We start from the raw sequence: 11,687 nt of genomic DNA, 5'->3' as shown, positions 1-11,687 counted from the left end.
CAGGAAGGCAGTTCCCGTGGAGATCCGTATCGGAATCGCGAACACCGGCCGCGAACTCACCTTCGAGACCAACGAGTCGCCGGAGGTCGTGAAGAAGGCCGTCGCCGACGCGCTGGACGCCTCCGCGACGCACGTGACCTTCACCGACAGCAAGGGCAACGCCTACCTCGTCCCCACCGCCGGGCTCGCGTTCGTGGAGATCGGCACGGAGGACACCCGCCGCGTCGGCTTCGTCGCCTGATCCCGTGCAGATCCTCCTCGGCATCCTCGTCGCTGCCGTGATCGGCGTGGCGGCGCACTTCGCGCTGCCGCGGCGGCTCACCCGCGGTGTCGCGCTGGCTCCGCTGATCGCGGCGGCCTCCGGCGCAGTGGCCTGGACAGGGCTGACGTGGGCGGGCCTGGGTCCGGAGGATCCGCTCATCTGGGTCGCGGCGCTGGCTGTCCCGGCACTCGTGACCGTGCCCGTGGTCACGGTGCTGTCGGCTGCACGCGTGCGCAGCGACACCGCCGAGCGCGAGCGGCTGCGCCTGCGCTGACGCGCTCCCCCGCCGGTCTCAGGCCGCCAGGCCCATCGCGTCCATCCGTCGCGCGTGACCGCGCATGAGGTCGGTGAAGACCGGTTCGACCTTGGCCTCGTCCGCCGCATCCAGTGCGCGCGTGCGCAGCGCCGAGCGCGCCACCAGGAGCGTGTCGCCCACCAGGCGGCGACCCCACAGCGCCAGCAGCGACGCCCACTCCTGGTCGCTCGCGATCGTCTGCTGCGTGATCTCGACGATCGCCTGACGATCGTCGTCGGCGCGCAGGATGCGCGCGACACGGCGTCCGGTGTCGCCGTAGCTGGCCGAGAGCGCGAGGTAGAAGTCGTCCAGCATTCCGGCGGTGATGTGCACCGAGAGCATCGTCTCCTGCGGGCGCAGGCCGTGCGTGGCACGGCGGAACGCGTCCAGCTGCTCACGGAAGGGGAGCATGAGCGCCGTGGGGTCGTCGCCGCGTTCCCGGATGAGGGCCACGAGCTCCTCGTGCTTGCGCAGCGCGGCGCCGGCGGCCCGGGAGAGCGATTCCTTCTGCGCCAGTTCGGGCGTGGAGGCGATCAGCTCGCTGAGCGTCTCGAAGAACCCCAGCTGCAGGTAGGCCGCCTGGCCGAGGTAGGTGTCGACGTCGGGCGCGAGCTCCTCGAAGTCCACGCGCGTGGCATCCCCCAGATCGCCGCGGGACCGCAGAGTCAGGGGGCGCCCTTCGGGCCGGTTACGACGACGGAACCACTCGAACACGGGGTACAGCCTAGGCGTGACCGGGGTGGAGCCGCGGGACCGGTATCCTGGAAGTGCCCCGGCATCGGATCGGGGCCCCGCGCCTGTGGCTGAGGAAGGGCGTGGACCCCTCGACACAAGGCGGCACTCGTCCGCCGGACAGGCATCTATCGTGACGACTTTCGCCGAGCTCGGCGTGGACCAGGACATCGTCGACGCACTCGCGTCGAAGGGCATCATCGATGCCTTCCCCATCCAGGAGCAGACCATTCCGCTGGGCCTGCCCGGCCAGGACATCATCGGTCAGGCCAAGACCGGAACCGGCAAGACCTTCGGCTTCGGCATCCCCGTCGTCCAGCGTCTGGGCCTGGATCCCGAGCACGGCGTGAAGGCGCTCATCGTGGTGCCCACGCGCGAGCTCGCGGTGCAGGTGTACGAAGACATGGACATGCTCACCCAGAACCGCTCGACCAGCGTCGTGGCGATCTACGGCGGCAAGGCGTACGAGGGCCAGATCGAGCAGCTCAAGGCCGGCGCCCAGATCGTCGTCGGCACCCCCGGGCGCCTCATCGACCTGTCCAACCAGCGGCTCCTCGACCTCTCGCACGCGACCGAGGTCGTGCTGGACGAGGCCGACAAGATGCTCGATCTCGGGTTCCTCCCCGACATCGAGAAGATCTTCACCAAGCTCCCCACCGTCCGGCACACGCAGCTGTTCTCCGCGACCATGCCCGGGCCGATCGTCGCGCTGGCGCGGCGGTTCATGTCCAACCCCATCCACATCCGCGCCAACGACCCCGACGAGGGCCTGACGCAGGCCAACATCGAGCACCTCGTCTACCGCGCGCACTCGCTCGACAAGGACGAGATCATCGCCCGCATCCTGCAGGCCGAGGGTCGCGGCAAGACCGTCATCTTCACGCGCACCAAGCGCGCCGCGCAGAAGCTCGTCGACGAGCTGGGCGACCGCGGCTTCAACGCCGCCGCCGTGCACGGCGACATGAGCCAGGAGTCGCGCGAGCGCTCCATGGCCGCCTTCAAGGCCGGCAAGCGCGATGTGCTCATCGCCACCGATGTCGCCGCCCGCGGCATCGACGTCGACGACGTCACCCACGTCATCAACCACACCATCCCCGACGACGAGAAGGCGTACCTGCACCGCGTGGGGCGCACCGGCCGTGCCGGCAAGACCGGCATCGCGGTGACCTTCGTCGACTGGGACGACCTGCATAAGTGGGCTCTCATCAACCGCGCGCTCGAGTTCGGCCAGCCCGACCCGGTGGAGACGTACTCGTCCAGCCCCCACCTCTACGCGGCCCTCGGCATCCCCGAGGGCACCAAGGGTCGCCTCGTCACCGCGCCCAAGGCGTCGGCGGAGAAGAAGACGACCGAACGCCGCCCCGCCGACAAGCCCGCCGAGGGCTCCTCGGACGCGCCGCGTCGGCGTCGGCGGCGCCGGACCGCCGGGGAGGAAGGCGCGCCCGCCGAGTCCTCCGCCGACCGTTCGCCCGGAGGCGGCGGCACGCACGACGGCGGCGGCAAGGAGCACCACGACGGCAACTCGGCGCCTCGCCGGCGTCGTCGGCGCCGGGGCGGCTCACGCGCCGACGGCGCTCCCGCGGCCTGACCCACTCCGCCGTCGGGGACTGCTACGGGAAGACCGGAGCACTCCCCGAGCCGGCGGCGAGGATGCGCTCCACCATGTCGTCGGAGGTCGTGTTCTCGCCCGGCTCGTTGGGCTTTCCCAGCCCGTGGTAGTCGCTGGAGCCCGTGACGATCAGGTCGCGCTCTTCCGCGATCCGGCGCAGGGTGCGCGTGGGGGCAGGGAGGTTCTCCCTGTGACCGAGCTCGAATCCGGCCAGTCCCGCCGAGAGCATCTCGTCCAGCAGCCCTGAGGGCAGGAGACCCGCTCGCGCGGCGGGGTGGGCCATGATGGGCACGCCGCCGGCGTCGGCGATCAGTCGCACGGCGGTCACCGGGTCGGGCGCGTACAGTGCGACGTAGTACTCCCCGCCCGGGCTGAGGATGCCCCGGAACGCCTCCGCCCGGTCTCGCACGACACCCCGCGCGATCAGCGCGTCGGCGATGTGCGGCCGTCCCACCGTGGCGCCGTCGGTCGTCTGGGCCAGGATGTCGTCCCAGCCGAGGTCGTAGTCGCGCGAGATGCGGTCGGCCATCACCTGGGCGCGCTCGAGGCGGGAGGAGCGGATGCGATCGGTCATCGCACGCAGGCCGGGGTCGTCGGGATCGATGAGATAGGCCAGCAGATGGACGCTGCGCCACTGATGCCGGGCCGACAGCTCCATCCCCGGCACGAAGGTCATCCCGAGGGAGGTCGCTGCGTCCGCGGCCTCCGCCCATCCGGAGGTCGTGTCGTGGTCGGTCAGGGCCGCGGTGCGCAAGCCGTGCCGGTGGGCGGCGGCCACCACGAGAGCGGGCGGCTCGGTGCCGTCGGAGTGGATGGAGTGAAGGTGGAGGTCGGTCGGGCCTTCGAACCTGCGCGCGTGCTCCACGCTTCGAGCGTAGCGCGGGAGTATCGCCCGACGGGGTGTCGCATCCGCCCACCTCCCAGACTGCTGCCATAGAGTTCCCGACGTGCGTCGCATCCTGGGTCTCCTCGGAGCTGCGGTGTGCATCGTGGGTGCCGCCGTGCTCACGTGGCCGCAGTTCTTCCACCTGGAGCGCATGCTCCCCGTCGCCCAGGTGATCGCGTTCCGCGGGCCCATCGCGGTCGTCTTCGGCGCCCTCGCCCTCGTCTTCCTGCTGCTGGCCCTCGCCCGCCCGATGCGCGTGTTCGCGCTGACCCTCGCCCTCGTCCTCGGCGCCGCCGCCGTCGTCAACGGAGGCATCCTGGCCGGGCGCGGGCTCGGCAACGACGCAATGCCGGAGAAGACGGAGACCAGCATCCGGGTCCTCACCTGGAACACCGCAGGGTCGGCGACCACCGCAGACACGATCGCCCAGATCGCCGTCGCGATGCGCGCCGACATCGTGACGCTGCCGGAGACGACCATCCAGACCGGCGAGCAGGTCGCGGTGACGATGCGCGAGCTCGGGGCGCCGATGTGGGCCCATCACGCCGCGTACGGTGAATACGGTGTGGACGGGTGGGATGCCACGTCCACGACCATGCTCATCTCCCCCGAGCTGGGCGACTACTCCGTCATCGCCTCCTCGCAGGATGGGACGAGCAACACCTCCACGGTGCCCAGCGCCGTGGCCATGCCCGTGGACGGTCAGGGGCCCACCGTCGTGGCCGCGCACGCGGTCGCCCCCCGCGGGGAGTACATGCAGGCGTGGCGCGATGACCTGCAGTGGCTGGCCGATCAGTGCGCGAGCGGCAACGTGATCCTCGCCGGCGACTTCAACGCCACCCTGGATCACATGCAGGGGATGGGCGTGGACGGCGGCGTGCTGGGGCGGTGCGGAGCGACCACCGTGGAGACCGGCAACGGGGCGGTGGGCACATGGCCGACCGCGATGCCGGCCCTGCTCGGCGCGCCCATCGACCACATCCTCGCCACCCCGGACTGGACCGCCACCGGCTCCGCCGTGCTGACCTCGCTGGACGGGCAGGGCGGCGACCACCGGCCGCTGGTCGTGCAGTTGGAGCCATCCGGGAACTGAATCCGGCGACGTCGGTGAGAGACTGGGAGTCATGGACACGACAGGCGAGAGCGACACGATGACTCCGGCGGATGCGACGGAATCGACCACGACGAACCGCCGTCAGCCTTTCCCCCGCGGCTTCCTCGACACCATCTCCACCGGCTGGGCCGACCGCCCCGAGATCATCCCGCCCCGACGGGAGGCCGCCACGTGGGCCGTCGCTCGCCGCGACGCGGTGTCGCGCGCCTTCCCGGGACGACGCGTCGTCGTGCCCGCCGGGAGCCTCAAGCAGCGCAGCAACGACACCGATTACCCCTTCCGCGCCCACTCCGCCTTCGCGCACCTGACCGGGTGGGGGTCGGACGCCGAGCCCGACTCCGTGCTGGTGCTCGATCCGACGGGCCGGGCCGGTCACGAGGCCACGCTGTACTTCCGCGAGCGGGCCGACCGCACCTCGGCGGAGTTCTACAGCGACGCCTCCATCGGCGAATTCTGGATCGGGCCCCGTCCCGCTCTGGCGGGCGTGGCCGCCGAACTCGGCCTCGCCACCGCCCACATCGACAGCCTCGACCGGCAGGACGGGGACCTCGTCGTCGACGAGGACGCCGACCTCACGCGGTTCGTGTCGGAACTGCGCCTGATCAAGGACGAGTTCGAGATCGCGCAGATGCGTCACGCCGTCGAGGTCACGGCGCGCGGCTTCGACGACATCGTCGCCGACCTCCCCCGCATCATCGCGCACCCGCGCGGCGAGCGGCTCGTGGAGGGTGTGTTCCACACGCGCGCCCGCGCCGACGGCAACACCGAGGGCTACGACACGATCGCCGCCTCGGGCCCGCACGCGTGCTACCTGCACTGGACCCGCAACGACGGCCCCGTGCACCCCGGCGACCTCATCCTGGTGGACGCCGGCGTGGAGATCGACACCCTCTACACCGCCGACATCACCCGCACGATCCCGGTGAACGGCCGGTTCTCCCCCATCCAGCGCAAGATCTACGAGACCGTGCGCGAGGCCGCCGACGCCGCCTTCGCCGCGGCGCGCCCCGGCGTGAAGTTCCGCAGCGTGCACGAGGCGGCCATGACCGTGATCGCGCAGCGCGTGGCCGAATGGGGACTGCTCCCCGTGACCGCCGAGGAGGCGCTGGATGCCGATGCCGGCGGTCAGCACCGCCGCTACATGGTGCACGGCACGAGCCATCACCTCGGCCTCGACGTGCACGACTGCGCCCAGGCGCGGCGGGAGATGTACTACGACGGGATCCTCGAACCCGGCATGGTGTTCACCATCGAGCCGGGGCTGTACTTCCAGGCCGACGACCTGACCGTTCCCGAGGAGTACCGCGGCATCGGCGTGCGGATCGAGGACGACGTCCTGATGACCGCCGACGGTGCGGTGAACCTCTCCGCGGCCCTTCCGCGCACCGCGGACGAGGTCGAGGCCTGGGTCGCACGCGCCCGCTGACCTGCGGCCTGCGTCCGTCAGGCGCGCTCGCGGAGGAAGCCGGCGACCAGCGGCGCGAGGTCCGCGCCCAGGCGCGCGGGGTCGCGCGGGCGTCCTGCTCCCTCGAAGGAGTGCGCCGCGCCGTCGATCCACACCAGCCGCGCATCCTGGCACGTGGCCACCGCCTGCTCGAGCTGCTCGTGCGGGTCGACGAAGGGGTCGCGTGTCCCCGAGACGAACAGCTGCGGCTGCGGCACGTCGGGCAGGTGCGCGACGCGGGCCTTGGCCGGATCGCCGGGCGGATGCAGCGGATAGCCGAGGTAGACGAGGCCGGCGGGGTCGATGACGCCCTCGGCGGCCGCCATCGACGCCATGCGCCCGCCGTACGACTTCCCCGCGGCCCAGACCGGGCCCGGCGCTGCGCGCTCGGCGAGCCAGGCCAGCACGGCGTGCCACGTCGCGACGGCGTGCGCGGCCGGTCCCGGCATCCGCCGCCCCGCCTCGCGGTACGGGAAGTCGAACAGGAGCGTCGCGACCCCGGCCCGCTGCATCCCGTCGGCGAATCCGGTGAGGAAGGGATGCGTGCGGCCGGCGCCGGCACCGTGGGCGATGGCGATCGTCGCCCACGCCGAGGGCGGGCGGACGGAGTCGGCGGAGATGGTGACGGTCCCCGCCAGAAGCTCGACGGGGATGCGGGCAGCCCCCGCCGCGGCGGTCACCCCTCGGTGCGCTCGCCGTACCGCGGCGGCTCCGGCGGGGTCCGCCCCGGCTCCTGGGCGCCCGGCGCGGCATCGGAAGGCGGTGCGGCGGGCGGGCCCGCCACGGGCGGACCCACCGGATCCGGCAGGCGCTCGCCGTAGCGCGGCGGCTCGCCACCGGCGGCGGGCGGGGGCGGCGGGGGCGCGGCTACGGTCGCTGCCGCACCGAGGGTCTGGCGCGCCTTGGCCAGGCTCGCCGGCACGATGCACACCTCATACCGGTCGGCGGTCACCTGCATGACCGAGGCGAAGTCGCGGCGGCGACGCACGATCGAGTACGTCACCAGGCTGAACAGCATCCCGATCGCCACACCGACCAGCAGCACTCCGAGGAAGACGGAGATCTGCACGGTGGGCGTGCCCAGGACGAAGATGAACGAGAACAGCAGGCCCAGCAGCAGGCCGTTGAGCGCACCGGAGCGGGCTGCCGTGGCGTAGCCGAGCCGGCCGGTGACCCGCTCGATCGAGCGCAGCCCCTGACCGACGATCGCGATGTCGCGTGCCGGGATCTCCGCGGCGATGAGAGTCGACACGGCCTTCTGGGCGGCCTCGTACGTGGGGTAGGACGCCAGCGTCTCTCCGACCGCCTCGCGGCCGGCCGGAACGCGTCCACCGAGCATGCTCATCGCTCTATCTTGTCACGCGCGCATCCGGGCACCCCCTGTCGCAGGACGCCCCGGGGCTACGCTGTTAGCGTGAGCACGCAGAGGGTTTTCGTCGCACGGCTGGCCGGCTGCGCGGTCTTCGACCCGGCCGGTGACCGGCTGGGCAAGGTGCGCGATGTCGTGGTCATCTATCGCGCCGCCGATCCGCCTCGCGTGGTGGGTCTGGTCGTGGAGATCCCCGGCCGGCGCCATGTGTTCCTCTCCATCGGCCGGGTCACCTCCATCGCCAGCGGTCAGGTCATCACGACCGGCCTGATCAATGTGCGCCGGTTCCAGCAGCGCGGCGGCGAGGTGCGCGTCCTCGCCGAGCTGGTCGGCCGGCGCGTGTACCTCAACGACGGCTCGGGCACCGCCGTCATCGAAGACGTCGCGATCGAACGCAGCCGACTGGGCGACTGGGACGTCGGCCAGCTGTTCCTGCGCCGCCCCAAGACCAGCGCCTCCCCCTTCGCCAAGGGCCCGACGACGTTCGCGACGTGGAGCGAAGTGCGCGAGCAGCAGACGGCAGGGCAGGCCCAGTCGGCCGAGCAGCTGGTGGCCACCTACGCCGACCTCAAGCCCGCCGACCTCGCCAACACCCTGCTGGACCTACCGGAGGAGCGTCTCCTCGACGTCGCCGAGGAGCTCCCCGACGAGCGGCTCGCCGACGCACTGGAGGAGATGCCCGAAGACGAGCAGGTGCGCATCCTCGAGCGCCTGGGCGACGAGCGGGCCGCCGACATCCTCGACGCCATGGAGCCCGACGACGCCGCAGACCTCCTCGGCCAGCTCCCGGAGAAGCGCCTGCAGCAGCTGCTGGAGCTCATGGAGCCCGAAGAGGCCGACGACGTCCGTGCGCTGCTGAAGTACGGCCCCGACACCGCGGGCGGTCTCATGACGCCCGAACCCATCGTGCTCTCCGCCGACTCCACCGTCGCCGAGGCACTGGCCCTCATCCGCCGGCACGAGCTGCACCCCGCCCTCGCCGCATCCGTTTTCGTCACGCTGCCGCCGTACGAGACCCCCACGGGGCGGCTGCTGGGGACCGTCCACTTCCAGCGGATGCTGCGCTACCCGCCGCACGAGCGGCTGGGGGCGATCATCGACGACACGCTGGAACCGGTGCCGGCGTCCGCGTCGGCCGCCGAGGTGGCACGCCTGCTGGCCAGCTACGACCTCGTCTCGCTCCCGGTGGTGGATCCGGCGCACCGGCTGGTCGGCGCCGTCAGCGTCGACGACATGCTCGACTACCTCCTGCCGGAGGACTGGCGCTCGCACGACGGCGATGATCCGAGAACCCGGACCGCCACCCGTCCCCAGCCCGCGAACGCGGGCATCCCCACGACCACCCCGAGGAGGCGCTGATGGCCCGCTCCCCACGGCAATCCGCCGCCCTCGACGCGCCCCTCGGCCGCGGTGGCGTGCTGCCGCCGCGCACCCCGCGCCCCTCCCGCGATCGCTTCGGCCGGTTCTCCGAGTCGTTCGCGCGGGCGATGGGCACGTCCGCGTTCCTCCTCGGCATGACCGCGTTCGTCGTGGTGTGGCTGGTGTGGAACACCACCGCCCCGCGCGAGTGGCAGTTCGACCCGTCGTCGATGAACTTCACCCTGCTCACCCTGATCCTCTCGCTGCAGGCCTCCTACGCCGCCCCGCTGATCCTCCTCGCCCAGAACCGGCAGGATGACCGCGACCGCGTGCAGATCGAGCAGGACCGGCAGCGCGCCGAGCGCAACCTCGCCGACACGGAGTACCTCGCACGCGAGATCGTGGCGCTGCGGATGGCGGTGCACGACATGACGCAGGACACCCTCACCAAGGACACGCTGCGCGCCGAGCTGCGCTCGCTGCTGAAGGAGCTCGATCACCCCGAGCGCGAGGCGACCGCGCAGTGACCGACGCCGCGCAGACCGACGCGGTGCGTTCGGCGGTGTCCGCCGTGGGCGATCCCGAACTGCGCCGTCCCCTCGGCGAGCTCGACATGGTGCGCGCCGTCGCGGTGGAGGGCGACGTCGCCCACGTGGAGATCGCCCTCACGATCGTGGGGTGCCCCGCCGCCGACCGCATCGAGCGCGACGTGCGCGCCGCGGCGGCGATGGTGCCGGGGATCGCCGCGGTCGACCTCACGATCGGCGTCATGACGCCCGAGCAGCGCCGCGCCCTGACCGAGCGGCTGCGTGGCGGGCGGCCCGCGCGCACGATGCCGTTCGGACCAGATTCGCTCACGCGTGTGATCGCGGTCACCAGCGGCAAGGGCGGCGTGGGGAAATCCACCGTGACGGCGAACCTCGCCGTCGCCCTCGCTGGCCGTGGGCTTCGGGTGGGGCTCGTCGACGCCGATGTGCACGGCTTCTCCATCCCGGGCCTGCTCGGTCTCGTCGACGCCGACGGACTGCCGCCGGCACCCACGCGGCTGGACGACCTGATGCTCCCCCCTGTCGCGTACGACGTGAAGGTCATCTCGATCGGCATGTTCCTGCGGCGCCCGGGCGATTCGGCGGCCGGGGCGGTGGCGTGGCGGGGACCGATGCTGCACCGAACCGTCCAGCAGTTCCTCACCGAGGTGTACTTCGGTGACCTCGACATCCTGCTGCTGGACATGCCACCGGGCACCGGTGATGTCGCGATCTCGGTGGGGCAGCTGCTCCCGCACGCCGATGTCCTCGTGGTCACGACTCCCCAGGCCGCGGCATCCGATGTCGCCGTGCGCAGCGGTCTGGTCGCCCGCCAGACCGGCCAGCGCCTCATCGGTGTCGTGGAGAACATGGCCGCCATGACCCTCCCCGACGGCTCGACGCTCGACCTCTTCGGCGCCGGCGGCGGCGAGCAGGTCGCCCGCGCGCTCTCGGACGACTCCGGCGGCGATGTGCCGCTCCTGGCCTCCGTCCCGCTGAGCCCGGCCCTGCGCACGGGCGGGGACGTCGGTGTTCCGGTCGTCATCGCGCACCCGGCCGATCCGGCTGCCCAGGCCATCGACGCGCTGGCCGCCTCGGTCGCCACCGGCGGTCGCGGGCTCGCGGGTCGCTCCCTCCCCTTCACGCCGCGCTGACCGTCGCGGGCGAGCGGCGCCGGCGAGCGGGGCCGGCGAGCGGCCCGCGCCGGCCCGGCGGTCGTCGCGCGCCCGAACTCCGCAGGAACACGCCGGATACCGGCCGAACAGCGGGTGGAACCGGTTGCGGCCGCCAAACTTGAGGAGTTCGGGTCGGGCTCACGCTCCCCCGCGCCGCTGTTGTGCCGGGCTGCCGCGCGGGCGGGGTCGGGCTCACGCTCCCCCGCGCCGCTGTTGTGCCGGGCTGCCGCGCGGGCGGGGTCGGGCTCACGCTCCCCCGCGCCGCTGTTGTGCCGGGCTGCCGCGCGGGCGGGGGCGGGCGGGCAGGCCGCATCGTCGCGATCGCGGGCGCGCTGCGAACAGGGGCGGCGCCGGCGGATGCCGAAACTCCGCAAGAACACGCCGGATACCGGCCGAACAGCGGGCGGAACCGGTTGCGGCCGCCGAACTTGAGGAGTTCGGGCGGGACGCCCACCTGAGGCGCGTGTTGACGTCGCACGCGGGCGAGGGCGACGCGGGTCAGGCGGCTCCGGGTCAGGTGGCTTCGGAGTCGAACGGCGGCGCTTCGCCGGCGCGGAACGCCGGGGGCGAGGGCGGCGGCGCGGCGGCGGATGCGGCGACCCCGGCGACGGCGGCGGTGCGCACCGTGGCCACCGGCGCGTCCTCCAGCAGCGCCTCGCGGATGATGCGCCGCGGGTCGTACTGGCGGGGGTCGAGCTTGCGCCAGTCGACCTCGTCGAACTCCGGGCCCATCTCCTCCCGCATGCGGGAACGGGCGCCCTGGGCCATGTCACGGGCACGCACGGCCAAGCGGGCGAGGTTCTCGGCATACCGGGGCAGACGCTCCGGCCCGATGAGCATCGCTGCGATCAGGCCGATCAGCAGCAGCTTCTCGATCGTGAGCCCGAAGAACATGTCTTCAGGTTACCCGCCGCG

At 72.5% G+C, this 11,687-nt stretch carries 13 protein-coding genes; 8 read left to right on the top strand and 5 right to left on the bottom strand.

The window, feature by feature from the left end:
* Positions 1–16 precede the first annotated feature (16 nt).
* Together E4V99_RS12020 and E4V99_RS12015 are read left to right on the top strand one after the other, a co-directional pair.
* Positions 17–241, top strand: a complete 225-nt coding sequence (locus E4V99_RS12020) for a DUF3107 domain-containing protein (RefSeq protein WP_135067543.1) — start codon at positions 17–19, stop codon at positions 239–241.
* 4 nt (positions 242–245) lie between these two features.
* The gene (locus E4V99_RS12015) at positions 246–536 is read left to right on the top strand and encodes a hypothetical protein (protein WP_135067545.1); all 291 of its coding nucleotides are present in this window, start codon (positions 246–248) and stop codon (positions 534–536) included.
* 18 nt (positions 537–554) lie between these two features.
* On the opposite strand, the gene E4V99_RS12010 is transcribed toward E4V99_RS12015, so the two are convergent.
* Positions 555–1,271 carry a ferritin-like fold-containing protein gene (locus E4V99_RS12010; protein WP_135067547.1) on the bottom strand — a complete coding sequence of 239 codons (717 nt, stop codon included), beginning with the start codon at positions 1,269–1,271 and terminating at the stop codon, positions 555–557.
* Positions 1,272–1,422: 151 nt separating this feature from the next.
* On the opposite strand from E4V99_RS12010, the gene E4V99_RS12005 reads away from it, so the two are divergent.
* On the top strand, positions 1,423–2,877 hold the full coding sequence (locus E4V99_RS12005; RefSeq protein ID WP_135067549.1) for a DEAD/DEAH box helicase: 1,455 nt from the start codon (positions 1,423–1,425) through the stop codon (positions 2,875–2,877).
* Positions 2,878–2,899: 22 nt separating this feature from the next.
* Here the strand turns inward: E4V99_RS12005 and E4V99_RS12000 are convergent, their stop codons facing one another.
* Positions 2,900–3,763 (bottom strand): PHP domain-containing protein, encoded by an 864-nt coding sequence (locus E4V99_RS12000; protein WP_135067552.1) that lies wholly within the window; start codon positions 3,761–3,763, stop codon positions 2,900–2,902.
* 82 nt (positions 3,764–3,845) lie between these two features.
* Between E4V99_RS12000 and E4V99_RS11995 the strand changes: the two genes are divergently transcribed.
* On the top strand, positions 3,846–4,877 hold the full coding sequence (locus tag E4V99_RS11995; protein ID WP_187270452.1) for an endonuclease/exonuclease/phosphatase family protein: 1,032 nt from the start codon (positions 3,846–3,848) through the stop codon (positions 4,875–4,877).
* Between the two features lie 58 nt (positions 4,878–4,935).
* On the top strand, positions 4,936–6,324 hold the full coding sequence (locus tag E4V99_RS11990; protein WP_240742888.1) for an aminopeptidase P family protein: 1,389 nt from the start codon (positions 4,936–4,938) through the stop codon (positions 6,322–6,324).
* 17 nt (positions 6,325–6,341) lie between these two features.
* On the opposite strand, the gene E4V99_RS11985 is transcribed toward E4V99_RS11990, so the two are convergent.
* Together E4V99_RS11985 and E4V99_RS11980 are read right to left on the bottom strand one after the other, a co-directional pair.
* A complete protein-coding gene (locus E4V99_RS11985; protein ID WP_209305626.1) occupies positions 6,342–7,022 on the bottom strand; it encodes an alpha/beta family hydrolase in 681 nt (226 codons plus the stop codon).
* Entirely contained in the window at positions 7,019–7,687 is a 669-nt protein-coding gene (locus tag E4V99_RS11980) for a general stress protein (protein ID WP_187270454.1), read from the bottom strand. The genes E4V99_RS11985 and E4V99_RS11980 overlap by 4 nt, the downstream gene beginning before the upstream one ends.
* A 69-nt stretch (positions 7,688–7,756) precedes the next feature.
* Between E4V99_RS11980 and E4V99_RS11975 the strand changes: the two genes are divergently transcribed.
* From E4V99_RS11975 to E4V99_RS11965, 3 genes are read left to right on the top strand one after another with little or no spacing between them, the layout of a single operon-like run.
* Positions 7,757–9,070: a CBS domain-containing protein gene (locus tag E4V99_RS11975; protein ID WP_135067554.1), complete on the top strand. Its 1,314-nt coding sequence runs from the start codon at positions 7,757–7,759 to the stop codon at positions 9,068–9,070.
* Positions 9,070–9,597 carry a DUF1003 domain-containing protein gene (locus E4V99_RS11970; RefSeq protein ID WP_135067555.1) on the top strand — a complete coding sequence of 176 codons (528 nt, stop codon included), beginning with the start codon at positions 9,070–9,072 and terminating at the stop codon, positions 9,595–9,597. Before E4V99_RS11975 ends, E4V99_RS11970 begins: the two co-directional genes overlap by 1 nt.
* Positions 9,594–10,751: an Mrp/NBP35 family ATP-binding protein gene (locus tag E4V99_RS11965; protein WP_135067556.1), complete on the top strand. Its 1,158-nt coding sequence runs from the start codon at positions 9,594–9,596 to the stop codon at positions 10,749–10,751. The genes E4V99_RS11970 and E4V99_RS11965 overlap by 4 nt, the downstream gene beginning before the upstream one ends.
* 534 nt (positions 10,752–11,285) lie before the next feature.
* Here E4V99_RS11965 and E4V99_RS11960 read toward each other — a convergent pair.
* On the bottom strand, positions 11,286–11,666 hold the full coding sequence (locus E4V99_RS11960; RefSeq protein ID WP_135067557.1) for a Sec-independent protein translocase TatB: 381 nt from the start codon (positions 11,664–11,666) through the stop codon (positions 11,286–11,288).
* Between the last annotated feature and the right edge of the window lie 21 nt (positions 11,667–11,687).

The organism is Microbacterium sp. dk485, assembly GCF_004570445.1.
In the GTDB taxonomy this organism is placed as follows: Bacteria; Actinomycetota; Actinomycetes; order Actinomycetales; family Microbacteriaceae; genus Microbacterium; species Microbacterium wangchenii.
Note: the sequence above shows the minus strand (reverse complement) of the source record. Positions and strands in the feature narration are given on the sequence as shown.

What these genes read in the sequence shown, in the direction of transcription:
- E4V99_RS11990 (WP_240742888.1), top strand. Translation starts at nt 4,936, where the DNA reads ATGACTCCGGCGGATGCGACGGAATCGACCACGACGAACCGCCGTCAG.
- E4V99_RS11980 (WP_187270454.1), bottom strand. Translation starts at nt 7,687, where the DNA reads ATGAGCATGCTCGGTGGACGCGTTCCGGCCGGCCGCGAGGCGGTCGGA.
- E4V99_RS11970 (WP_135067555.1), top strand. Translation starts at nt 9,070, where the DNA reads ATGGCCCGCTCCCCACGGCAATCCGCCGCCCTCGACGCGCCCCTCGGC.
- E4V99_RS11960 (WP_135067557.1), bottom strand. Translation starts at nt 11,666, where the DNA reads ATGTTCTTCGGGCTCACGATCGAGAAGCTGCTGCTGATCGGCCTGATC.